The organism is Nitratidesulfovibrio sp. 1201_IL3209, assembly GCF_036763125.1.
Classification (GTDB): Bacteria; Desulfobacterota; Desulfovibrionia; order Desulfovibrionales; family Desulfovibrionaceae; genus Cupidesulfovibrio.
This window is the reverse complement of sequence record NZ_JBAIYT010000002.1, coordinates 173,030-195,619: the sequence shown is the minus strand read 5'-3', so window position 1 is coordinate 195,619 and position 22,590 is coordinate 173,030. Positions and strand designations below refer to the sequence as shown.

Genomic DNA, 22,590 nt, shown 5'->3' with positions numbered 1-22,590 from the left:
GTTGGCAATGCGCGCACCTTGAATTCACACGCAGTATTCCGGAATGACAGGGAATCGTGACGTATACATCGCGCCGGGGAATGCCGGGGCGGGATGTCTCCGGCAGCGCGCGGCGGGGTGGCATGGAAGGGCGGCGCGGATGCGGGCCGGACTAGGAATGCGGAGCGCCCACCACGTCCAGCCAGTGCAGCACGCGCACGTTGCGGGGCGCGGTTGCGGCCAGTTGCAGGGTGCAGCCGCTGCATCCGGTCAGTACGGTGACCTCCGGAGCCTGCGCGTCCATCGAAGACGCCGGGGAAGATACCGGGGTGGACACGGGGGCGGATGCGGTGGCCCGTTCCGGCAGCAGGGCGTTCCAGCAGGCGTCGGCCACGGTGCGCGAAAGGTCGGGCGCGGCCAGTTGCAGCACGCCGCCCATGCCGCAGCAGTTCACCCCGCCGGGGGCGCGCATGCGGTCGCCCAGCAGGGCGCGCAGCCATGTGGCGTCGGGGTCCGTGTCCTTGCGGTGGCAGGGCTGGTGATAGCGCACGGGCGCGGGGGCGCCGGGTTCGGGCAGGGCCGGGGCGTCACCGGTGACGCGGAACGCGGCCTTGCCCCACAGGGTGGACAGGGGGCGCAGGGCGGCGGTCCACGCCTCGCGTTCGCCCTCCTGCCAGTCCAGGTCGGCGTGGCCGGGGTATTCGGCCAGGCCGTGGTGGCAGGTGGCGCAGAAGGTGACCAGCAGCGGGCGGCCCGCGGCGCGCCAGGCATCCAGGTTGCGGGCGCGGGCCGCAGCGGCGGCGTCCGGGATGCCCGCGTGCTCCAGCGTTGAGCCGCAACAGGTGAAGGCGTCCTCGTCGCCTTGGGCGGGCGCGGGGTGGCCCAGCCAGCGCAGCAGGGCGCGGGCCGTGTCCTTCCAGCGGGGGCGGATGCGCCGGGCCGTGCACCCGGCAAAGAGCATGGCCGGGGGACGGGGGGCGTCGCCGCGCGTTTCGTCCCGCGTTTCGTCCCCTGCCTCGTTCTGGCCGTCGCCGTTGCGCAGGGTGTCCGGTGTCGCCCGGTCGTGCTCATCCCTGTCCGCCACTATCCACGGGGCGGGCGGCGGCGGGGGCAGCATGGCGGCGGCGGAGCGCAGTATGTGCTGCACGCCTCCCGGCACCACGGCGCCGGGCACCACGCGGGTCATTTGGGCCAGCGCGGGCCACAGCAGGCGGCCGTGTTCGATCCACTGCTTCCACAGCCACTGCTGCCAGTTGGGGTGTTTGGCGCGCAGGGCGGCCAGCGCCTGCGGCACCGACAGCCCCTGCGGACAGATGGCCGCGCAGCGCCCGCAGGACAGGCAGCGGTCGGCCAGTTCGCGCGCGGGCTTCAGGCCGAGGCGTCCCGGCTCGTCGCGCAGGGCGGCGAACACCAGGTGCTTGGCGCGGGGCGAAAGTTCCTCCCGCCCGGTGGTCAGGAAGGCGGGGCACACGGCCGTGCACTGGCCGCACAGCAGGCAGGCGCGGGGCCGTTCGGGGGCGTCGCCGTGCGCGGTGTCGTCCGGCGTGGCCGTGGATATGGGAGTGGTGTCCGTGCTCATGATGTGTTGCCGCGTGGTGTGTGAAGAAACGCTGCGGAAGTGCCCCTAGTATGCCTTGTCGGGATTCATGATCCCCAGCGGGTCGAAGGCGTGCTTCACCTGGCGCATCAGTTCCGTTTCCAGCGGCGAAAGTTGCAGGTGCAGGAATTCCTTCTTGGCCATGCCCACGCCGTGTTCGCCGGAAAGGGTGCCGTCCATGGAGCGGACAAGGCGCATGACCTCCACGGTGGCGGCGTCGGCACGGGTGACCTCCGACGGGTCGGCCCCGTCGTACATGATGTTCACGTGGATGTTGCCGTCGCCCACGTGACCGTAGGTGAGGATGGGCAGGTCGTGGGCCTGCGCGATGGCCCGGATGCCGGTCAGCGCGTCCAGCAGGCGGCCGCGTGGCACGGCGATGTCCTCGCCGATCTTGTTGGGCCGCACCAGGTATGATGACGGGCTGATGCCGCGCCGCATGGCCCACAGGGGTTCTTCCTCGTCGCGGCCCACGCCGTGGGCGGACCACACCGGCGGTTCGTTGCCGGGGGCGCCATCCGTTACGTGCAGGGCGTCGTGCATGCGGCGTACTTCCAGCGGCAGCGATTCGCGGCTGCCGTCCAGGCGGATCAGCAGCGCGCCGCGCACGGAGTCGGGCCACGGGGGCGTCTGGCGGCGGGCCACGCAGTCCAGCACTTCCGGGCTCAGGAATTCCAGCGCCACCGGCAGGATGCCCGCGCGGAAGATGCGCCGCACCCCGTGCATGGCCGCTTCCATGGACGAGAACCCGGCCAGCAGGGTGGCCGTGGCCTGCGGCAGGGGCAGCAGCTTGAGCGCGATGCGGGTGACGATGCCCAGCGTGCCTTCCGAGCCCACGAACAGGCGGGTGAGGTCCAGCCCCACCACGTTTTTGTGGCAGCGGCCCCCGGTGCGCAGCACCCTGCCGCCGGGCAGCACCGCCGTCAGCCCCAGCACGTATTCGCGGGTGACGCCGTACTTCAGGGCGCGCATGCCGCCCGCGCAGGTGGCCACATTGCCGCCGATGGTGGAAATGTCGATGCTGGCCGGGTCCGGCGGGTAGAACAGGCCGCGCGCCTCCACGGCGCGTTGCAGGTCGGAGGTGACCACCCCCGGCTCCACCTCGGCCACGAAGTCGTCGTCCGCGATGTCGAGGATGCGGTTCATGTGCAGCAGCGAGACCACGATGCCCGGCCGGGCGGGCACGCACGCGCCCACCTGGTTGGAGGCGCGGCCCCGCGCGTACACGGGCAGGTGTTCCGCCTGGGCCAGGCGCAGCAGTTCCACCACCTGCGCTTCGGTGGCGGGGCGCACCACGGCCAGCGGGGTGCCCATGCGGCGGCCCGCGTCGGTGGCGAAGATCAGGGTCTGCTCCGGTGCGAGCAGCAGCGAATCGCCGGGAAAGATGTCCCGCAGGGAACGTTCCTGCGTGGCGGTGAGATGGGGGGCTTGCGTGGACACGAAACTACCCGGGGCTGATGCGGTTGGAGATTGGCTGAAAGATGGCCGGAGGGAAGGGAAAAGGGGGAAACGGAAACGGCGGGGCGGCGGTGGCGGCGACGTCCCCGTCACGGTTGCCTAGAATCGGGCCAGCTCTCGCTCGGTATCCCGGTCGGCGGCGCGGCGCTTGAGGTCCTCGCGCTGGTCGTGCAGCTTCTTGCCGCGCCCCACGGCGATTTCCACCTTCACCCGGCCCTTGCTGAAGTGCAGGTTCACCGGCACCACGGTCAGGCCCTTCTGCGCCACGCGCAAGGCCAGCGTGTCGATCTGCCTGGCATGCAGCAGCAGCTTGCGGTCGCGGTCGGGGTCGTGCTGGGCGTAGCCCGCGTTGTCGTATGGGGCGATGTGCAGCCCGATGAGGAACGCCTCGCCGTTGCGGAAGTCCACGTAGCTGTCGCGGAAGTTCACGTGGCCCGCGCGCAGGCTCTTGACCTCCGAGCCGGTCAGCACGAGGCCCGCCTCCATGAAGTCGTCGAGTTCGTAGAGGTGCCGGGCCTTCTTGTTCTGGGCGATGAGGGCGGGAGAGGGTTTCTTGCTCATATGTTTGGGGAATGTTCGTGCGGTTGCTGGCGCGCGGGGAGGGATGGGCCATCGGGGGAGGGGATGGCGGTGGCTGCGGCGGCGAAACGTGCGCCGGGTGCCGCGCGATGACGTGGCGCGCAAGGGGTTTCAAGACCAGAAATTGAGGAGATTGGCAAGGGTTGGGGGGAAGGGGGATAGGGGGAGGTGGAAATGTTGTGCGTGGTTGGGCGCGGCTTCTACGAAGACAGTCCTGCCCTGCTGACCACGCTCGATTTCGTTATGCCTCCGGCGGGCAAGGGGCCGCTGAGCGGCGGCCCCCTGCACCCCCGCGCTCCGGGGGGCGCTGCCCCCCTGGTCCCCCCATGTTTTCCTGCGCGGCGTCCCTTCGGCGGCAGCTTCCCTCCGGCGCGGGGCGCCTCCGGGCGATCTGCCGCCGGTGCCGCCAATGCGCGCATGGCTCCCGGTGGCTTGGCAAAGCTTGGGTGTCGGTATCCCAAATATCGTGGGGCAGGATAGGTTTGGTACGAAGGAAACGTGACGTGCGTAGAAGCGTGTGACGCCGGGCTTTGGCGGCGGCACATGCGTCGCAACGAGGGATTGGGTAAGGGCACCCCCGCGTGGCTGTACCAGCGGGAGCATTGCGCGCGTACGCATTCAGACGGGCAGATCGCCCGGAGGCGCACAGCGCCGCAGGGAAGCTGCCCGGCGTAAGAATGCGGCGCATGAAACGTCGGGGGTTCAGGGGGCAGCGCCCCCTGGAACGCGGGGATGCAAGGGGCCATCGTTCAATGGCCCCTTGCCCGCCGGAGGCATAACGAAATCGAGCGTGGTCAGCAGGGCAGGACTGTCTTCGTAGAGGCCGTGCCCAACCGCGCACAACCCCGCTCAACCCCGCCGGAGGCATAACGAGATCGAGCGTTATCAACAGCGCTGGAGTGTCTTCGTAGAGGCCGTGCCCAACCGGGCACAATCTCTTCCTCCCCTGTGGGGAAGTCGTCAGCCCCTAATCATCCTGGTCCAGCATGGACGAGAAGAAGGTCAACTCTTCCGGGAACCGGTTGTAAATCGTCTCCTTCACCATGCGGTTGATGGTCGAGACGGTGGACGCGCTCAGCACGTCGCGCAACAGTTCCTTGCATTCTTCCATGTTGGTGCGCCGCAGAATGTGCTTGATGCCCGGTATGGCCTGCGGGGCGATGGATATGGCGTCGATCTGCATGCCCAGCAGGATGGGCAGGCAGTACGGGTCGGACGCCACCTCGCCGCACACGCACACGGATATGCCCATGCGGTGGGCCGAATCCACCACGTACTTGATGGACCGCACGATGGCCGGGTGCAGCGGCTGGTACAGATAGGAGACGTGCTTGTTGCCCCGGTCGATGCCCAGCGAATACTGGATCAGGTCGTTGGTGCCGATGCTGAAGAAGTCCACTTCCTGCGCCAGCGCCTCGGAAATCAGCACGGCGGAGGGCAGTTCCACCATGATGCCCACGGGCATGTCCGGGTCGTAGGGCTGGCCCGCCGCGTCCAGTTCGGCGCGCACTTCGTTCAGGATGTGCTTGGCCTGCCGCAGTTCGTGCAGCCCCGAGATCATGGGGAACAGCAGCGACGCGGAACCGTGCGCGCTGGCCCGCAGGATGGCCCGCAACTGCCGCCGGAACACGTCCTGGTGGCGCAGGCAGAAGCGGATGGCCCGCAGGCCCAGGGCCGGGTTGGGTTCCTCCAACTGGCTCTGCTCGGCCAGCATCTTGTCCGCGCCCACGTCCAGCGTGCGGAACACCACCCGCCGGGGGGAAAGCAGGCTGGCCAACTGGGCATACTCTTCGTACAGCTCTTCCTCGGTGGGCGAGGTGCGGCGGTTCAGGAAGGCGTATTCGGTGCGGTACAGGCCCACGCCGTCCCCGCCGCCGTCCAGCACCTGGGGCACTTCCTCCACCAGCTCGATGTTGGCCTGCACGTCGATGCGGTAGCCGTCCAGGGTTTCCGCGGGCAGGGTGGACTGGCGGCGGATGGACTTCTGGTAGTTCTCGAACTGGTACTTGAGGTCGGTGTAGTCGGCCAGTTCCGCCTCGTCCGGGTCCACCAGGATGAGGCCGCGCAGGGCGTCCACGATGACCAGGTCGCCGTCGGCCACGGATTCCTCCAGCGACGAGACGCCGACCACGGCGGGAATCTGCAGGCTGCGCGCCAGGATGCCGGTGTGCGAGGTCTTGCCGCCCTCGGCCGTGGCGAAGGACATGATCTTGAACACCGGCAGGCCCATGGCGTCGGCCGGGGTCAGGTCGTGGGCCATGAGCACGATGCGCTCGTCCGGGGTGCGCAGGGGCTCGGCGAGGCGGCCCACAAGGCGGGCCTGGATGCGTTCGGCCACGGCGCGCACGTCCTGCACGCGCTCGCGGATGTACGGGTCCTCGATGGCCGAGAACGCGGCGGCGATGGCGTCCACCGCCTGGTCCAGGGCCCATTCGGCGCAGATGTGGTGATCGCGGATGCGTTGCGAGGCGGCGCGGATCAGCTTGGGATCCTGGCAGATCATCATGTGCGAATTGATGATCGCGGCGTGGTCGCGCAGTTCGGCGGGCACGTTGTCGCGGGCGCGGGCAAGATCCTCGCGCACGTCGGCGGCGGCCTGCTCCAGACGGGCCACCTCCGAATCCGCCGCGCCGGGCGGGATGATCTCGAACGAGACGCTCCTGCGGCGGCGGTTGGTGAAGAACGCCTTGCCGATGGAAACGCCCGCCGAAACGGCTATGCCCTGCAGAATTTCGCGCGCCACCGGCTACTCCTCGCGAAAGCGGTTGCTGAACAAGGCGGAAAGGTGCTCCAAGGCGTGGCGCGCATCGGCGCCCACGCCGCGCAGGGTAAGCCGGGTGCCCTTGGCGGCGGCCAGGGAGAGGATGTCCAGAATGCTCTTGGCGTCCACTTCCATGCCGTCCATGGCAAGAAAGAGTTCCGCGCCGAACTTTTGCGCTTCCTGGGCCAGGCGGGCGGCCGGTCTGGCGTGCAGGCCCTGGTCGTTGACCACGCACACCGTCACGGTAAGTCCTTCCTGCGTCTCTTCTATGGGTTCCTGCACGTCGTGTATCCTGTCCGGCCAGGGCGCCGGTATGGTTCATGGTGCGGGCGGCGGTGCGCCCAACATCCCCCTAGAAGCCCCAGGGCATAGGCATCCAGTCATCGGCCCAGGGCAGGGCGAAGGCCGCGGCGGTGGCGCAGACGGCCAGAAAGATGCGCGAAACATGAAAGCGGCCGATCAGCCACGAGGCCAGCATGAGCAGCAGCGCGGACAGCGTCCAGCGCGTGGCGTGCTGGTGGTGCGGCCAGATCAGCCACAACAGGCCGACCAGCACCACGGCGTTGCACAGCTTCAGCTTTTCGCCCCAGTTGATGAGGTCCCACTGCTTCAGCCGTTGCAGCACCTTCAGCCCTTCGCGCAGGCCCGCCGCGAAGGTGAACAGCTTGAACACCTGCAACGAGACGAACAGCATCAGGCTCCACAGGAATGCCGCGCCGTTGTTGCCCGAAACCACCAGCGCGCAGGTGGTCAGCGACCAGAACACCAGCATGCTGCCGCCGAACACCGAATCGCCGATGGCCGACAGGGTGTACACGGTGGTGTCCTTCAGGCTGCGCAACACCTCTGCCGGAAAGGTTCCGCGGGCGATGCGCGCCTCCAGCGACAGGAAGGTGCCCACCAGCAGCGGCGCCCAGAACGGGTGGGTGTTGAAATGGCGCAGGTAGCGCTTGCGCGCCTCGCGCCGGGCGCGCGGGTCGGGGTAGATGGCGGCCAGCCCCGGCTCCATGGCGAACACGATGCCGATGTTCTGGTGCCCCCGCGTGTTGAACGCCGCGCCCACGAGATACGACCGCAGAAAGCACAGCAGCAGGGTCTTGGCGTCGGGCATGGAGGGGGCGGGCGTGGGCATGGGGCACCGTGGCAAGGCCGTTGTCGTGTTGCGGGTTCGGCCGGGTTGGTTTGGACCGGCCAGGTTTGGCCGGGGGCGTGTTCGCCGGGAAACAGCCCCTAGCGGTTGTCCTGCAACAATTTGTAGATGTCCTTCACCGTCCAGCCCCGGGTGGCCTCATGCACCCGGCGGGCCAGTTCGCGCGGCTTCTCGCCGGGGGCGGCCCCGGCCTCGTCCGCCAGCAGGGCCAGCACCTCCGCGCGCGGGGTGGCGGTCACGGATTCCGGAGGACCGATGACTACCGTGATTTCTCCAAGCAATTCACGGGTCAGCTGCGCCCTGTTTTCCAGCCGTAGAAGGATAAACTCCTCGTGGGGCTTGGTCAATTCCCGCGCGATGCAGCACTCGCGCGGGCCCAACGCGGTGTAGGCGGCGTCAAGCGTATCGGCCAGCCGGTCCTTGCGTTCGAAAAACACCAGGGTGGTGCGCACGGCGGCGTATTCCGCGAACAGCCTTTCCACGTCGGACCGCTTGCGCGGCGGAAATCCCAGGAAGGTGAACGGCTGCGGCGCGATGCCGCTGCCCGCCAGCGCCGTGACCGGGGCCGAGGGGCCGGGCAGCACCGAAACGTCGATGCCTTCCGCCCGGCAGGCCCGCACCAGCCGGAAGCCGGGGTCGGCCATGAGCGGCATGCCCGCGTCGGAGATGAGCGCGATGCGCGCGTCGGCCCGCAATTCGTCGAGGATGCGCGGGAGGCGCTCTTCCTCGTTGTGGTCGTGAAAGCTCATGAACCGCTGGGCGGACATGCCGCAACGGGCGAACAGCTGCCCGGCGCGCCGGGTGTCCTCGGCCAGCACCAGAGTGGCCTGGGTCAGTACTTCGCGGGCGCGGGGCGACAGGTCACCAGGGTTGCCAAGCGGCGTCGCCACCACCCAGAGACGCGGTGAGGTCGAAGGCATGGGGGTAGTGCTCCAGCGTCAGGGTTGCCCCGTCGTGCACCACGCACACGAGGTCGAAACGGCACGGCCGGTCCCAGGCGTCGTGGGCGGCCAGATACTGCCGGGCGGCACGCACCAGCTTGCCGCGCTTGGCCGGGGTCAGCGCCTCGTCGGGCCGGGCGGGGCCGCTGGCGGCGCGGGTCTTCACTTCCACGAAGACCAGCGTGCCCCGGTCGTCGCAGACGATGTCCAGTTCCAGGCCGCCGTGCCGCCAGTTGCGGGCCAGCACCCGCAGGCCGCGTTCGGCAAGCAGGCGGGCCGCGGCCTCCTCGCCCCGCGCCCCAATGGCTGCATTGCCGGTGGCGGTAGCGGTGGCGGATGGTGTGGCCGGGGGCGCGGCGCGGCGCGGGCTCACAGCAGCGACCCCTGGGTTTGCGGGGTATCCGGCCGCACCCCGCGAAAGGTGGCCCGGTGCTGCGGGCAGGGGCCCCGTTCGGCGATGGCCGCCATGTGCTCCGCCGTGCCGTAGCCCTTGTGCACGGCAAGGCCGTAGCCGGGGTGGCGGCGGTCCAGGGCGGTCATGAGCCGGTCGCGGAAGGTCTTGGCCAGGATGGACGCGGCGGACACGGCCGGGACCAGCGCATCGCCCCCCACCACGGCGCGCTGCGTCGGCGCGGGGCGGACGGCGACGTTGGGCGCGGGACGGGCCGGGCAGGGCGGTTGCCCCGCGAACACGGCGTCCGGGATGGTCTTGTCGCCGTCGATGATCAACGGGATACCGGACAGGCCGGGCAGGGCCGCTGGGTCGAAGCCGCATGGGCTTGCGCCGTCCCGGTCCGCATGGCCGGGGCGCAGGGCGCGCACGGCTCGCCACATGGCGTGGAAGGTGGCCTGCAATATGTTGATGCGCTCGATGTCGCGCGGCCAGACCACGCCCAGGCCCCAGGCCACGGCATGCTGGCGGATGCGCGGGGCCAGGGCTTCGCGTTTGGCGGCGGTGAGCTTCTTGGAGTCGGTCAGCCCGGCAAGGCCGGGCAGCAGGGCGGTCAGGGCGGCCGCGTCGGCGTGGGGGGGCAGGATGACGGCGGCGGCCACCACCGGCCCGGCAAGGCAGCCGCGTCCCGCTTCGTCGATACCGATGTAGGGCGTGGCGGGGTGGGTGGGGGCCATGTCCGCCAGCAGGCCCTGGAGCATGCCGTGCGCGCCGTGCCCATCGTGCGGGGAACGCGCGCGGGGTGCGCTGGCGCGGCGGGCTGGCGGTGACATGCGGCCTCCTGCGGATGGGGGACAGGTGGAGCGGGCCGAAACGGGGGCGGATGCGCGGCCGGAGCAGGGTGGGGTCCGGCGGGGTGGACGCGGCGCATCATCAAGGCGGGGATGCGTGTCGCGCCAACGAAAAAAGGGGGGACCGGCGTGCCGGACCCCCCTTGCATGAAGCAGTCTGGCCTAGAAGCGGTTCTTGGGCTTGATGCGGGCGGCCTTGCCCTTGAGTTCGCGCAGGTAGTACAGGCGGCTGCGGCGCACGCGGCCTTCGGTCACCAGCTCGACGTGGTCGATGAAGGGAGAGTGCAGGGGGAACACGCGTTCCACGCCCACGCCGTCGGACACCTTGCGCACGGTGAAGGTGCCGCCGGTGGTGCCGCGGTGGATGCGGATGACGTTGCCCTGGAACACCTGGATGCGTTCCTTTTCGCCTTCCACGATGCGCAGGTGCACCTTCACGGTGTCGCCGGACTTGAACTGGGGCAGGTCGAAGCGCAGGTGTTCGCCTTCGATTTTCTTGATGATATTCATGATCGTGTCTCCCTTGGACCGGAGTTTTTCGCTATCGTGGTCTCGCCGGTTTCGCCTAATAGCAGTCGCCGAGAATCCTGTCCATGATGATGGCGGCGGCGGTGCGCACCGAAAGGTGGTTGTACCCGTCCATCCACCGGACGGGCCGCATGGTGCCGTCGCACGCCGCCACGAGGTGCGGCGAGAGGCCGTGCCCGGTGCCGAACAGCAGCAGCACCGGACGTTCCGCGAGGATGGACCGCACCTGACCGACGGTCGTGTCGCCCGCGCCGCGCGCGCTGGTGGCGATCACCAGGGGGCGCTGGCCCGTGCGGCGGGTGATGTCGTCCACCGCTTCCTGCACCGTATCGGCGCCGCGCACCAGCCCCAGCGCCTCGCCCCGGTCGGGGTTCGCCGCAAGACCCGGGCCCTCCGTCCAGTGCCGGAGGATGCCGTCGAGCAGTCGCCGCTGGTCTTCGATGGGGGTCACGATGTAATACCCGCCGAGACCATACGTGCAGGAACAGCGGCCTATATCGTGAATGTCGAGGTTTGTCAAAGACACGGCCACCGATTTTTTTTCCTTGTTCAGCACCGGGTAGTGCACCAGCGCGCAATGCAGGTTGCGGCCGGGCCGTTCCACGGTTTCGGCGGCTTCGCGCCGCAGGAAGGCCATGTCGGTTTCGGTCAGCGGGGCCTCGGGCAGCAGTTCCGGACGCAGGCGCAGGGTGGCCGCCAGCGACTGCTCGCGCCGCCACGCGGCGATGCGGCCGTGATCGCCGGAGCGCAGCACCTCGGGCACGGGCAGCCCCTCGAACACCTCCGGCCGGGTGTAGTGGGGGTATTCCAGCAAGCCGTCGGAAAAGCTCTCGTCCTCTCCCGACTCCTCCTTGCCCATGAAGCCGGGGACGAGGCGCGCCACGGCCTCGATGACGTTCAGCGCCGCCGCCTCGCCGCCGTTGAGCACGAAGTCACCCACGCACACCGGTTCGATGTCGAACAATTCCTCGATGCGCGCGTCGAACCCCTCGTAGCGGCCGCACAGGATGGTCACGCGCTCTTCGCGGGCCAGTTCGCGGGCCATTTGCTGGGTGAAGCGGCGGCCGCGCGGGGCCATCATCAGGATGCGGCCCGTGGGAGCCCCGTCATGTCGGTCACGCAGGGCGCGCAGGGTGGCGGCCAGCGGTTCGGGCAGCATGACCATGCCGGGGCCGCCGCCGTAGGGGCGGTCATCCACGGTGCGGTGGCGGTCGGTGGTGGCGTCGCGCGGGTTGCGGAAGGAAAAGTCCACGGTGCCCGACTCGCGCGCCTTGGCCATGAGCCCGGCGGACAGGGGCGAGTCGAAGAATTCCGGGAACAGGGTGACGAGGGTGAAGTGCATGGCGGCTGCCTGGCGCTATGCGCCGCCCGTTCCTGTCTGTTTTCCGGTCCCTGCCGGTTCCCCGGCCCCGTTCCGTCCGGCCCCATTCCGCCCGACGTTGTCGGCATCGGATGCGCGGGCGGCGGACTTGCCGGCCCCGGACTTGTCCGGAGCTTCGAGATACAGCTCGATGAGCCCCGGTGGCGGGGTGATGCGCACCTCGCGCGCGTCGAGGTCGATGGACGCCACGAACTCGTCCACGGCGGGGAGCAGCACTTCCTTGCCGTCGGCGGTGCGGATGGACCACACCTCCTGCCCGCCGGGCATCTGCACGTCGTCGAGGATGCCCAGCGCCTCGCCCGTGTCGTGCAGCAGCACGCGCAGGCCCAGCAGTTCGTGCAGGTACACCTCGTCCTCGTCCAGTTCCGGCAGGCGGTCCCTGGGCACCAGCACGCGCATGCCGCGCAGGGTTTCCGCCGCGCTGCGGTCGGCGATGCCCTCGAACAGCACCAGCGGGCGGCCCTGATGTCGCCGCACCGCCGCCACCGTCATGGAGCGGGGCGCGCCGCGTCCGGGGCGCAGCCACAGGGTGCCGCGCAAGAGGTCGGGCGAATCGGCCCAGAAGTCCACGCCCACCTCGCCGCGCAGGCCGTGCGGCCTGCCGACGAGGCCGATTTCGATGAAGGAGTCGTCGCTCATGTGCGCCCGATGCGTGGATTGAGGGTGATGGCCGTAGGGTGCGGGGGGCGGGGTGCCGTGGGGCCTCGCCCCTGACTGCGCGTGCCCGGCCGCCCAAGCGACAAGAGCCCTTCGGCTTGCGCGTCCGGGCTAGTCGTTTCGATGGCTGCTGTCGCGTGCTGGCCCACCGTGGCACGCCTTGGCGGGCCGTGGCGTGTCCTGGCGTACCAGGAGGGGCGCGTCGGCTACTCGAGGATTTCGAGCACGGAACGCTTGCGCGCCTTGGTGGAAGCCGCTCCCAGAATGGTGCGCATGGCGCGCGCCGTGCGGCCCTGCTTGCCGATGACCTTGCCGAGGTCTTCCTTCGCTACCTTCAGTTCGAGAACGGACGTCTGTTCGCCCTCGACCTCCGTCACATGCACGTCTTCCGGCTTGTCGACGAGGGATTTCGCGATGTATTCGACCAGTTCCTTCAGCATGGCCACCTCCACAGGATGTTCCGCAGGATTACAGCTTCCGGCGAGGCGCCTCCGCGACGGGATTCCGGGCAAGCCGGCGCCGCACTACCCGGCCTGCTGCTTGAGCAGGGCGCGGACGGTGTCGGTGGGCTCGGCGCCCTGGTCCAGCCACTTCTGCACCTTTGCGGTGTCGATCTTCACTTCGGCAGGGTTCACCATGGGGTTGTAGAAGCCCAGGAATTCCAGCGGACGGCCGTCGCGGCGCGCGGCGCTGTTGACGGCGACGATCCGGTAGAAGGCACGCTTCTTGTTGCCCATGCGGGCGAGTCTCAGCTTCACGGACATGGCTTGGTCTCCAACTAGTCTGTGTATAGTATGGTATCTCGGGAAAAGCGCAAGTGGGCGAGAATTCCCACACCGCGCCTTTTCGTCCTCAGCGCTTCTTGCTCTTGTTGCGTTGCTGCTTGCGCAGTTGCTTCTTCTTCTTGAGCGCGGTCCTGGACATGGGGTTGGGACCGCCGGGCGCGGCTTCGCCGTCACCCGCACCGGGCATGCCCGGCATTCCCGGCATACCGCCGAGCCCGCCAAGGCCGCCCATGCCGCCCATCGCTCCAAGCCCGCCCATGCCGCCCATTCCGGGCAGCCTGGGCATGCGCGGCATCTTTCCGGCCTGCGCGGGCTTGCCCCCGCCCATGACCTTTTTCATCATGTCGCGCATCTGCTCGAAATTCTTGATCAGCTGATTCACGTCCTGCACGGTGGTGCCGGAACCCCTGGCGATGCGCTGGCGGCGGCTGCCGTTCAGCACCTTGGGGTTGCGGCGTTCCTGCATGGTCATGGAATTGATGATGGCCTCCACCCGGCCCATCTCCTTTTCCGGCACGTTCATCTCGCCCAGCTTTTCGCGCAGCGCGCCCATGCCGGGAATCAGCTTCAGGATGCCTTCCAGCGAGCCGAGCTTCTTCAGCCGGCGCATCTGGGTGCGGAAGTCCTCCAGGTCGAACTCCGCCTTCTGGAACTTGCGGCCCAGTTCCTCGGCCTCTTCGGCCTTGATGGTGGACTGCGCCTTCTCGATGAGCGTCATCATGTCGCCCATGCCGAGAATGCGGCCCGCCACGCGGTCGGGGTGGAAGACCTCGATGTCCGAGAGCTTCTCGCCCATGCCCACGAACTTCACCGGCTTGCCGGTGACCGAGCGGATGGACAGGGCCGCGCCGCCGCGGGCGTCGCCGTCCATCTTGGTGAGCACCACGCCGGAAATGTCCAGCGCGGCGTTGAACGATTCGGCAACCGTCACCGCGTCCTGGCCGGTCATGGCGTCGGCCACGAACAGGATTTCCTGCGGCTCGACGCGGCCCTTGATGGAGACCAGTTCCTGCATCAGGGTTTCGTCGATGTGCAGGCGGCCCGCGGTGTCCACGATGACCACGTTGTACTGCTTTTCGCGCGCGTCTTCCACGGCGGCCACGGCGATGTCCACCGGGTTCATGCCGGTGGCCGAGGGGTAGGCCGGGATGTCGAGCTGCTTGGCCAGCGTGTGCAACTGGTCGATGGCCGCCGGGCGGTACACGTCGGCGGGCGCCAGGTACGGGCGCATCTTCTGCTTGCGCAGCAGGTTGGCGAGCTTGGCCGACGAGGTCGTCTTGCCCGAGCCTTGCAGACCCACCATCATGATGACGTAGGGCTGTTTGCCGCGCAGGTCGAGCTGGGTGGCGCCGCCGCCCAGCAGTTCGACCAGTTCGTCGTGGACGATCTTCACCACCTGCTGGGCGGGGGTGAGGCTTTTCAGCACGTCCTGGCCGAGGCAGCGCTCGCGCACGCGCTCGATGAAGTCGCGGACGACCTTGAAGTTGACGTCGGCTTCCAGCAGCGCCAGACGCACCTCGCGAAGGCCATCCTGGATGTTGGCTTCGTCGAGGCGGCCCGTGCCGCTGAATTTCCGGAAAACTCCTGTCAGCCTGTCCGAGAGACTATCGAACATGAATACCCCGTCCGGCGAATATCGTAAGAGGAGGTTCGGTACATGGGTTTGGGGGGGAAGTCAAGGATGGGGGGGGAGGGAAGGGAGGGGATGGGGAGGGAGAAAGTGATGTTCGTTTGGGGTAGTGCGCGGTTGGAGGCGGCTTCTACGAAGACATGCTAGCCCTGTTGAATGCGTTTGGCTTCGTTATGCCTCCGGCGGGCAAGGGGCCATTAAGCGATGGCCCCTTGCATCCCCGCGCTTCAGGGGGCGCTGCCCCCTGAACCCCCCGGCGTTTCATGCGCGGCGTTCCTTCGGCGGCAGCTTCCCTGCGGCGCAGGGCGCCTGCGGGCGATCTGCCGCCGGGAACGCCAATGCGCGCAAGGCTCCCGTTGGCCTGGCGAGGCTTGGGTGCCTTTATCCGCAGGCATCCTGCACCGCATTCCCTGCCGGGCAGCTTCCCTCGGCCAAGGCGCCTTCGGGTGATCTGCCCGGCGGAATGCGATGTGCGCGAATCTCTCGCAGCCTTGGGCAAAGGGGGGCTTTACCCACGGTTGGTTTGCGGTGCGCAAGTAATTGGGAGCGATTGTTACGCGCCAGAGGTTTGGGGCGGATGCGGAATCAGCTGTTGTCCGGCGTGCGCGCTGGTTGGACAACGGCGGACGTGTCGTGCGTGGAAGCGTGTGACGCCGGGCTTTGACGGCGGCACATGCGTCGCAACGAGGGCGTGGGGAAAGGCTTCCGAGTGTGGGTGTGGCTGCGGGAGTTGCGCGCACATCGCATTCCCGCCGCCAGATCGCCCGAGGCGCGCCAGCGCCGCAGGGAAGCTGGCGGCGAAAGGAATGCGGTGCAGGAATCGCTGGGGGTCCAGGGGAGGCGAAGCCCCCCTGGAGCGCGGGGATGCAAGGGGCCGCCGCTCTGCGGCCCCTTGCCCGTCGGAGACATAACGAAATCGGGCGTGAACGATGAGGCAGGAGTGTCTTCGTAGAAGCCGGGTGCAGCAGCGCACGACCTCTCTTGCCTTGCTCTTATCCCAATCTTTCCGGCGTCAGCCCCTAATGGCCCTTCTAAACCCTTCCTCCGACCGCGCGATCACATCCTCGCCCACGCAGAAGGTCAGCCGGAAATGCCCCGGTCCGCCGAAGCCGGAGCCGGGCACGGCCAGCACCTTTTCTTCCATCAGCCGGTTGACGAACTTTACGTCGTCGCCGCCCGGCGCCTTGGGGAAGAAGTAGAACGCCCCGGCGGGCATCTGGAATTCGTACCCCGCGTCGCGCAGGATGCGCGCCATGAGGTCGCGGCGTCGGGCGTAGATGCCCGCGTCCACCTGCGAGCCCAGCGCCTTGGCCATCAGGTGCTGGCCCACGGCGGGCGGGTTCACGAAGCCGAGGATGCGGTTGGTCAGCAGCAGCGCCGCCGTCAGCGTGCCCCGGCCTTCCATCAGCGGGGACAGGGCGATGTAGCCCAGCCGTTCACCCGCCAGCGAAAGGTTCTTGGAGAACGAACTGACCACCACCGCGTGCGGGTACAGGGGCAGCAGCGAGGGCACCTCGTCGCCGTCGTAGGACAGGAAGCGGTACGGCTCGTCCGAGATGAGGAAGATGGGCCGCCCGTGCCTTGCGGAGGCGCGGCCCAGCGCCGCCGCCAGTTCGGTCAGTTCCGCCCGGTTGTAGATGACCCCGGTGGGGTTGTTGGGCGAGTTGACGATGAGCGCGCGCGTTTTTGGGCCGATGGCGGCCTCGATGGCGGCCACGTCCAGCGCGAAGGTGTCGGGCTTCGAGGGCACGGTGCGGAAGACGCCGCCGTGGTTGGCCACGTAGAAGCCGTACTCCACGAAGAACGGGGACACGGCCAGCACTTCGTCGCCGGGTTCCAGCACCGCGCGCAGGAAGGCGTTCAGCCCGCCCGCCGCGCCGCAGGTGAGCACCACGTCGTCGGTGGTCAGGTCCACACCCTGCTCCCGCGAAAGATGCGCGGCCAGCTTCGCCCGCGCCCACGGATAGCCGCCGTTGGGCATGTAGCCGAAGGCAAAGGGCTCGCCCGCGTGGTCGGCCAGTTCGCGCAGGGCCTGGGCCACGGCGGGCGGGGCGGGCAGGTCGGGGTTGCCCAGGCTGAAGTCGCACACGGCTTCCTCGCCGTACTGCTGCTTGAGGGCGATGCCCGCCTCGAACATCTTGCGGATCCACGACGAACGTTCAAGGTACCCGGAAATCTGCTGGGAGATGAGCGACATGCTGTGACCTCGGCGGTTGATCGGTGCTGCGGGCGGTCCGGCGCGAAGCTGGCGGCGGACCGCGAACGGCGCGGGGGAGGCGACGCGCGGTGCGTCGCCTCCCCCGGCGGGTCATGAACTAGAACATGGAATTGGCGTCCAGGCGCAGGCGGTTGATGCGCACCCGCCGCAACTCCTTCTGCACTTCCAGTTGCAGCTTGCGCTGGCGCGCCTCGTGGATTTCCTGCGCGAAGCAGATGCCCTCGTCGGGGCGCTCGGCCTCGCACAGGCGGCGCACGTTGGCCTCGCAGGCGCGGCGTTCCTCCTCGAGCAGGGCCATCTGGGCCTCCAACTCGGGGATGCTATTCGGCAATGATGCGTCGTCGAGCGGGCTTGGCGCCGTCATCCTTCTGCTCCTTGGGCTTGCGCGGGGCGTTCTCGGGCGAGGGCAGGCCGTTGTACAGCGCCCAGAAGCCCGGCATCAGCTCGGTCACGTTGCCGGGGTTGGACAGGTGCAGGCCGGGGCGCAGCAGCGCGCCCAGCGCCAGGGCGAACGTCCAGGCCGCCGTGGGGCTGGCCCAGGGTGAACCGTTGGCGGGGGCCTTGGAACCGGCGGCCACCACGGCGCGCAGCACCGGCTGGCCGGCCTCGGTCGCCAGGGCGAAGCCCAGCTGTCCGGCAAAGCTCTCCGCCGTCACTCCGTCCACCCCTTCGGGCAGGAGCGGCGCGGGCACCACGTCCACCTTGGCCGCGCGGGCCGTGGCGGCGGCCAGGGCCAGCGCCAGCGGGGCGTAGTCGAGAGGCAGGGCGGAGGCGTCCAGCGGGGCCGTGGGCGCGGGCGCGGCCTGCACCGAGGGCTTCATGGCGGGCCTGGCGGCCACGCCCTTGGCGTCGGCGGTGACCACCAGCCCCGCGCCCCGCAGCAGGTCCAGCACCTGCGCGGCATGGGGCTGGGCGGCGTCCCAGGCGCCGGAAAGCCGGGCTTCGCCGCCGGTGAAGGCGGGCATGGCCAGCATCACGGCGGCCACCAGCGGGTCGATGCCCATGGCCGGGGCCTTGGGCACGCGCAGTCTGGCCGTGGGGGCGATGCGCACCGACAGGGCGGCCTCGCCGGTTTCGCCCAGCATGGCCACATCGGCCTTGCAGGCCTTGAGCAGGGGCAGCACCTCGGCGATGCAGGCGGCAGCGTCCGGATGGCCGGCGCAGTGCAGGGTGATGGCGGCGTTCCAGAACGGGGCGGCCAGCAGCAGCGCGGTCAGCGCGTCGGCGGGCAGTTCGGCCGGGATGCGCACCTCGTCGGGCAGCACGCCGGAACATTCCAGGCGCACCGGCAGGCCGGACGACTTGGGCACCACGGGGGCCAGGCGCGCGCCGAGCTGCGGCAGGAACTGGCGCAGGGCGGTGGTGTCGGCCATCTTCAGGGCCGGTCCGCCGGTGAACTTGACCTTGCCGACGGCGCCAAGGGACAGCGCGGCCAGCAGGTGGAAATTCAGGGAATCGTCGCCCGCGTAGATGACCTTGTCGGTGAAGTCCAGGGCGTCGCCGCCCTTGCTGCGCACGATGGCGTCGCCTTCCCACGACAGGTGGGCGCCCGCCTGGTTCAGCGCCTTCACGGCGTCGATCAGGTGGTCGCCCAGCATGGCCCCCTCAATGGCAGCCTCGGCACCGGCGGCGGCGGCCAGCGCCACCCACAGCCGGGTGGGGCGGGCCGCCAGCGGTCCATATATATTGATGGAGACCGGACGGCGCGGCGGAGCCAGGTTGAAGCTGGGGCGCACCTCGCCTTCGGGGCTGCGCTCCTGGATTTCCACTTCCTGCAACAGGGCGAACAACTGGCGCACGAAGCGCGGGTCGCGGCTGACGCGCGCGGCGGCGCTTTCCCACGCCTCGCGCAGCTGCTTTTCGGCCACGGTGTCGCGCGCGGGGGCGGAGGACACGCCGGGACGGCGGCTGCCGCGCACCTTCTGGAAGAGGCGGGCGCGCTTGGCCAGCAGGCGGATGATGTCCCGGTCGAGCTCCATGATGGATTCGACCAGCGACTGGCCGGAAGAGGGGCGGCCCTGGCCGGGGCGGGGCGAGCGGGCGGGCCTGTCGGGACGGGCGGAATGCTCGGACCGTTCAGGCCGTTCGAAGCGCTCCGGCTGGGACGCGGCATCCCGTTCCGGATGGCCGGACGGGGAATCGTTGGTGTCGTGCATGGGGGAACCTGTGTTGGGATGGTGATGTGGCGTACCACCTAGCCCGAAACGTGTTCTTCGGCAAGTGGCAAGGCCCGTGGATGCCCCTGGGGAAGCGGCGACCGTGGCCGTCTGTGCGGCGTGGAGCGGCAGCGGTGTGTCAACGGGAGGGGCGGCCTGGCCGGGGGAACGTGCCCGCGCGCGGCCGCGAGCGGGGCGTCACCTGCTTGAGACAGAGCGCACATGCTCGGCCGGGATGCAGTTTCGGCGAGGATGCTTGTTATTTAGCATGGTTGCATGAATGGTGCGGGTTCGTCCCTCCAACATCATGCGGCGATGGGCCGCGCCCGCGTGACGTTTCGGCGGCATGCGCATACCGTCACAAGCCCGTCGCCTTGGTGTCGCGACGACGTGCAACTGCTTGTTTGAACAGTCATAGCCGGGAATTCCGGTTCGGAATCGACTCGATCCTCCATCGCGGGAAACCCGTTCCGAACGGTCTTTCGTGAAAAAATGGATAAAAGGCCGGGAATCGGCGGCGGACGGTCTTGAAACTCTGCCTGCTTCACGATACACCGCAAGGGGCAGTGCGGTGGGCCGGGCCCCCACGGGTGGCGGCAACGTGGCGAAAAAGTCGAATAAATCCCGAAAAAACAGTGTCATGGCGTATCCTTGTGAAGGGTTTGAACAAGTTGCTTGACACTATCGGGCCACATTGTTAAATCGGTCACAAGCAACACGATCAGGCCGCCAGGCGGCGATGCAGTCCGAAAAGGCAGGCTCCCGAACCTGCTTTTTCAGCCTCCATCGACATGATGGTGGGATCCGCATGGGTTGAGGCTGACAAGGTATAACCCCTTAATTCGCTGAGTTGGAGGATAAGGTATGCCGACTTATGTTGACCCGTCCAAGTGTGACGGCTGCAAGGGTGGCGAAAAGACCGCTTGCATGTACATCTGCCCCAACGACCTCATGATCCTCGACCCCGAGGCCATGAAGGCCTACAACCAGGAGCCCGAAGCCTGCTGGGAATGCTACTCCTGCGTGAAGATCTGCCCCCAGGGCGCCATCACGGCCCGCCCCTACGCCGACTTCGCGCCCATGGGCGGCACCTGCATCCCCATGCGCTCGGCCGACTCCATCATGTGGACCGTCAAGTTCCGCAACGGGAATGTGAAGCGCTTCAAGTTCCCCATTCGTACCACCCCTGAAGGCTCCATCAAGCCCTTCGACGGCAAGCCCGAAGCCGGCGACCTCGAAAACGAACTGCTGTTCACCGAGACCGCCCTCATCGCTCCCAAGGTCGCCCTGGGCGAGAAGGCCGCGATCAGCGACGCCGATCTGAGCCAGTGCTGGTATGAAACCGGTTGCGAAGGCGGCAACCGCTAGTCCGGAACCCACCGCAAGTCATTGCGATAAGGAGATTTAGCTATGCCGATGATTCCCGTTAAGGAACAGCCGAAGGGTGTGGCCATCGCCGATCCCATCGTGAAGGAACATGACGTCGACATCCTCATCGTCGGCGGTGGTATGGGCGCCTGCGGCACCGCGTTCGAAGTCGTTCGCTGGGCCGACAAGTACGCTCCCGACCTGAAGATCATGCTGCTGGACAAGGCCACCCTCGAGCGCTCCGGCGCCGTGGCGCAGGGCCTGTCGGCCATCAACACGTACCTCGGCAAGAACGCCGCCGACGACTACGTGCGCATGGTCCGCACCGACCTGATGGGCCTCGTGCGCGAAGACCTCATCTTCGACCTTGGCCGTCACGTCGACGACTCCGTGCACCTGTTCGAAGAGTGGGGCCTGCCCTGCTGGATCAAGGACGAACACGGCCACAACCTCGACGGTGGCCAGGCCAAGGCCGCCGGCAAGTCGCTGCGCAACGGCGACGAGCCCGTGCGCTCCGGCCGCTGGCAGATCATGATCAACGGCGAATCGTACAAGTGCATCGTGGCCGAAGCGGCCAAGAACGCCCTTGGCGAAGCCCGCATCATGGAACGCATCTTCATCGTGAAGCTGCTGCTCGACGCCAACACCGAGAACCGCATCGCCGGCGCCGTGGGCTTCAACCTGCGCGCCAACGAAGTGCACATCTTCCGCGCCAACGCGATGATGGTTGCCTGCGGCGGCGCGGTGAACGTGTACAAGCCCCGCTCCACCGGTGAAGGCATGGGCCGCGCCTGGTACCCCGTGTGGAACGCCGGTTCGACCTACACCATGTGTGCCCAGGTCGGCGCCGAAATGACCATGATGGAAAACCGCTTCGTGCCCGCCCGCTTCAAGGACGGTTACGGCCCGGTGGGCGCGTGGTTCCTGCTGTTCAAGGCGAAGGCCACCAACTACAAGGGTGAAGACTACTGCGCCACCAACCGCGCGATGCTGAAGCCCTACGAAGATCGCGGCTACGCCAAGGGCCACGTCATCCCGACCTGCCTGCGTAACCACATGATGCTTCGCGAAATGCGCGAAGGTCGCGGTCCCATCTACATGGACACCAAGACCGCCCTGCAGACCACCTTCGCCACCATGACCCCCGAACAGCAGAAGCACCTCGAGTCCGAAGCCTGGGAAGACTTCCTCGACATGTGCGTGGGTCAGGCCAACCTGTGGGCCTGCATGAACATCCAGCCCGAAGAACGCGGCTCGGAAATCATGCCCACCGAACCCTACCTGCTCGGCTCGCACTCCGGCTGCTGCGGCATCTGGGTGTCCGGTCCGGACGAGCCCTGGGTGCCCGAAGACTACAAGGTGCGCGCGGACAACGGCAAGGTCTACAACCGCATGACCACCGTCATGGGCCTGTGGACCTGCGCCGACGGCGTGGGCGCTTCCGGCCACAAGTTCTCCTCCGGTTCGCACGCCGAAGGCCGTATCTGCGGCAAGCAGATGGTCCGCTGGTGCATCGACCACAAGGACTTCAAGCCCGCCATCAAGGAAACGGCCGAAGAGCTGAAGCAGCTCATCTACCGTCCGTACTTCAACTACCTGGCCGGCAAGGACGCCTCCACCGACCCGGTGGTGAACCCGACCTACATCAGCCCCAAGAACTTCATGATGCGCCTCGTGAAGTGCACCGACGAATACGGCGGTGGCGTGGGTACCTACTACACCACCTCCGCTGCGGCGCTGGACACCGGCTTCGCGCTCATGGACATGCTGGAAGAAGACTCCCTCAAGCTGGCCGCTCGCGACCTGCACGAACTGCTGCGCTGCTGGGAAAACTACCACCGTCTGTGGACCGTGCGCCTGCACATGCAGCACATCCGCTTCCGTGAAGAGTCCCGTTACCCCGGCTTCTACTACCGTGCCGACTTCATGGGCCTCGACGACTCCAAGTGGAAGTGCTTCGTGAACTCCAAGCATGATCCGAAGAAGGGCGAAACGAAGATCTTCAAGAAGCCCTACTACCAGATCATTCCCACCGAATAGGTGAGCTTCAGGGGCGGTTGCGGCAAGCCGCAACCGCCCCTTTCTCCTTTCACCCGGACGGCCTAAGCCGGGGCAGTAAGCATGCCTTATTGTCTGGGCTTAGGCCGTTTTGACGAAGGC

At 68.1% G+C, this 22,590-nt stretch carries 20 protein-coding genes; 2 read left to right on the top strand and 18 right to left on the bottom strand.

Features of this window, described 5'->3' with window-relative positions:
- Positions 1-151: 151 nt before the first annotated feature.
- The 18 genes from V6B97_RS02385 to V6B97_RS02300 all read right to left on the bottom strand — a co-directional run bounded on the left by V6B97_RS02385 (position 152) and on the right by V6B97_RS02300 (position 19,062).
- Positions 152-1,558, bottom strand: a complete 1,407-nt coding sequence (locus V6B97_RS02385) for a (Fe-S)-binding protein (RefSeq protein ID WP_333504886.1) — start codon at positions 1,556-1,558, stop codon at positions 152-154.
- A 45-nt stretch (positions 1,559-1,603) separates the two neighbouring features.
- Complete coding sequence (locus V6B97_RS02380) at positions 1,604-3,016, bottom strand: FAD-binding oxidoreductase (protein WP_333504885.1); 1,413 nt, start codon at positions 3,014-3,016, stop codon at positions 1,604-1,606.
- A 117-nt stretch (positions 3,017-3,133) separates the two neighbouring features.
- Positions 3,134-3,595 (bottom strand): SsrA-binding protein SmpB, encoded by a 462-nt coding sequence (gene smpB, locus V6B97_RS02375; protein ID WP_333504884.1) that lies wholly within the window; start codon positions 3,593-3,595, stop codon positions 3,134-3,136.
- A 985-nt stretch (positions 3,596-4,580) separates the two neighbouring features.
- Positions 4,581-6,356: a phosphoenolpyruvate--protein phosphotransferase gene (gene ptsP, locus V6B97_RS02370; RefSeq protein ID WP_333504883.1), complete on the bottom strand. Its 1,776-nt coding sequence runs from the start codon at positions 6,354-6,356 to the stop codon at positions 4,581-4,583.
- A 3-nt stretch (positions 6,357-6,359) separates the two neighbouring features.
- A complete protein-coding gene (locus V6B97_RS02365) occupies positions 6,360-6,656 on the bottom strand; it encodes an HPr family phosphocarrier protein (protein ID WP_333504882.1) in 297 nt (98 codons plus the stop codon).
- A gap of 70 nt (positions 6,657-6,726) precedes the next feature.
- Positions 6,727-7,506, bottom strand: a complete 780-nt coding sequence (locus V6B97_RS02360; RefSeq protein WP_333504881.1) for a PTS system mannose/fructose/sorbose family transporter subunit IID — start codon at positions 7,504-7,506, stop codon at positions 6,727-6,729.
- Positions 7,507-7,604: 98 nt separating this feature from the next.
- Entirely contained in the window at positions 7,605-8,444 is an 840-nt protein-coding gene (gene rsmI / locus V6B97_RS02355) for a 16S rRNA (cytidine(1402)-2'-O)-methyltransferase (protein WP_333504880.1), read from the bottom strand.
- Positions 8,386-8,769, bottom strand: coding sequence for a YraN family protein (locus V6B97_RS02350; RefSeq protein ID WP_333504973.1), 384 nt, complete (start codon positions 8,767-8,769; stop codon positions 8,386-8,388). Before V6B97_RS02350 ends, rsmI begins: the two co-directional genes overlap by 59 nt.
- Positions 8,770-8,834: 65 nt before the next feature.
- Positions 8,835-9,617, bottom strand: coding sequence for a ribonuclease HII (locus tag V6B97_RS02345; RefSeq protein ID WP_442935456.1), 783 nt, complete (start codon positions 9,615-9,617; stop codon positions 8,835-8,837).
- A 252-nt stretch (positions 9,618-9,869) separates the two neighbouring features.
- Positions 9,870-10,217 (bottom strand): 50S ribosomal protein L19, encoded by a 348-nt coding sequence (gene rplS / locus V6B97_RS02340; protein ID WP_333504879.1) that lies wholly within the window; start codon positions 10,215-10,217, stop codon positions 9,870-9,872.
- A gap of 55 nt (positions 10,218-10,272) precedes the next feature.
- Complete coding sequence (gene trmD, locus V6B97_RS02335; RefSeq protein ID WP_333504878.1) at positions 10,273-11,577, bottom strand: tRNA (guanosine(37)-N1)-methyltransferase TrmD; 1,305 nt, start codon at positions 11,575-11,577, stop codon at positions 10,273-10,275.
- Between the two features lie 15 nt (positions 11,578-11,592).
- A complete protein-coding gene (gene rimM, locus V6B97_RS02330; RefSeq protein ID WP_333504877.1) occupies positions 11,593-12,255 on the bottom strand; it encodes a ribosome maturation factor RimM in 663 nt (220 codons plus the stop codon).
- Between the two features lie 224 nt (positions 12,256-12,479).
- On the bottom strand, positions 12,480-12,713 hold the full coding sequence (locus V6B97_RS02325; protein WP_333504876.1) for a KH domain-containing protein: 234 nt from the start codon (positions 12,711-12,713) through the stop codon (positions 12,480-12,482).
- A gap of 84 nt (positions 12,714-12,797) precedes the next feature.
- The gene (gene rpsP, locus V6B97_RS02320; protein WP_333504875.1) at positions 12,798-13,037 is read right to left on the bottom strand and encodes a 30S ribosomal protein S16; all 240 of its coding nucleotides are present in this window, start codon (positions 13,035-13,037) and stop codon (positions 12,798-12,800) included.
- Between the two features lie 88 nt (positions 13,038-13,125).
- On the bottom strand, positions 13,126-14,673 hold the full coding sequence (ffh, locus tag V6B97_RS02315; RefSeq protein WP_333504874.1) for a signal recognition particle protein: 1,548 nt from the start codon (positions 14,671-14,673) through the stop codon (positions 13,126-13,128).
- Between the two features lie 1,027 nt (positions 14,674-15,700).
- On the bottom strand, positions 15,701-16,885 hold the full coding sequence (locus V6B97_RS02310; protein ID WP_333504873.1) for a pyridoxal phosphate-dependent aminotransferase: 1,185 nt from the start codon (positions 16,883-16,885) through the stop codon (positions 15,701-15,703).
- A gap of 118 nt (positions 16,886-17,003) precedes the next feature.
- The gene (locus V6B97_RS02305) at positions 17,004-17,237 is read right to left on the bottom strand and encodes a hypothetical protein (RefSeq protein ID WP_333504872.1); all 234 of its coding nucleotides are present in this window, start codon (positions 17,235-17,237) and stop codon (positions 17,004-17,006) included.
- Entirely contained in the window at positions 17,227-19,062 is a 1,836-nt protein-coding gene (locus V6B97_RS02300) for a chorismate mutase (protein WP_333504871.1), read from the bottom strand. The genes V6B97_RS02305 and V6B97_RS02300 overlap by 11 nt, the downstream gene beginning before the upstream one ends.
- Before the next feature lie 864 nt (positions 19,063-19,926).
- Here V6B97_RS02300 and aprB point away from each other — a divergent pair.
- Complete coding sequence (aprB, locus tag V6B97_RS02295; RefSeq protein WP_333504870.1) at positions 19,927-20,430, top strand: adenylyl-sulfate reductase subunit beta; 504 nt, start codon at positions 19,927-19,929, stop codon at positions 20,428-20,430.
- Between the two features lie 42 nt (positions 20,431-20,472).
- The gene (gene aprA, locus V6B97_RS02290) at positions 20,473-22,470 is read left to right on the top strand and encodes an adenylyl-sulfate reductase subunit alpha (RefSeq protein WP_333504868.1); all 1,998 of its coding nucleotides are present in this window, start codon (positions 20,473-20,475) and stop codon (positions 22,468-22,470) included.
- Positions 22,471-22,590: the final 120 nt, after the last annotated feature.

Coding starts and splice junctions, on each gene's coding strand:
- V6B97_RS02385 (WP_333504886.1), bottom strand. CDS start 1,558: ATGAGCACGGACACCACTCCCATATCCACGGCCACGCCGGACGACACC.
- smpB (WP_333504884.1), bottom strand. CDS start 3,595: ATGAGCAAGAAACCCTCTCCCGCCCTCATCGCCCAGAACAAGAAGGCC.
- V6B97_RS02360 (WP_333504881.1), bottom strand. CDS start 7,506: ATGCCCACGCCCGCCCCCTCCATGCCCGACGCCAAGACCCTGCTGCTG.
- rsmI (WP_333504880.1), bottom strand. CDS start 8,444: ATGCCTTCGACCTCACCGCGTCTCTGGGTGGTGGCGACGCCGCTTGGC.
- V6B97_RS02345 (WP_442935456.1), bottom strand. CDS start 9,617: ATGCTCCAGGGCCTGCTGGCGGACATGGCCCCCACCCACCCCGCCACG.
- rplS (WP_333504879.1), bottom strand. CDS start 10,217: ATGAATATCATCAAGAAAATCGAAGGCGAACACCTGCGCTTCGACCTG.
- trmD (WP_333504878.1), bottom strand. CDS start 11,577: ATGCACTTCACCCTCGTCACCCTGTTCCCGGAATTCTTCGACTCGCCC.
- rimM (WP_333504877.1), bottom strand. CDS start 12,255: ATGAGCGACGACTCCTTCATCGAAATCGGCCTCGTCGGCAGGCCGCAC.
- V6B97_RS02325 (WP_333504876.1), bottom strand. CDS start 12,713: ATGCTGAAGGAACTGGTCGAATACATCGCGAAATCCCTCGTCGACAAG.
- rpsP (WP_333504875.1), bottom strand. CDS start 13,037: ATGTCCGTGAAGCTGAGACTCGCCCGCATGGGCAACAAGAAGCGTGCC.
- ffh (WP_333504874.1), bottom strand. CDS start 14,673: ATGTTCGATAGTCTCTCGGACAGGCTGACAGGAGTTTTCCGGAAATTC.
- V6B97_RS02310 (WP_333504873.1), bottom strand. CDS start 16,885: ATGTCGCTCATCTCCCAGCAGATTTCCGGGTACCTTGAACGTTCGTCG.
- V6B97_RS02300 (WP_333504871.1), bottom strand. CDS start 19,062: ATGCACGACACCAACGATTCCCCGTCCGGCCATCCGGAACGGGATGCC.
- aprB (WP_333504870.1), top strand. CDS start 19,927: ATGCCGACTTATGTTGACCCGTCCAAGTGTGACGGCTGCAAGGGTGGC.
- aprA (WP_333504868.1), top strand. CDS start 20,473: ATGCCGATGATTCCCGTTAAGGAACAGCCGAAGGGTGTGGCCATCGCC.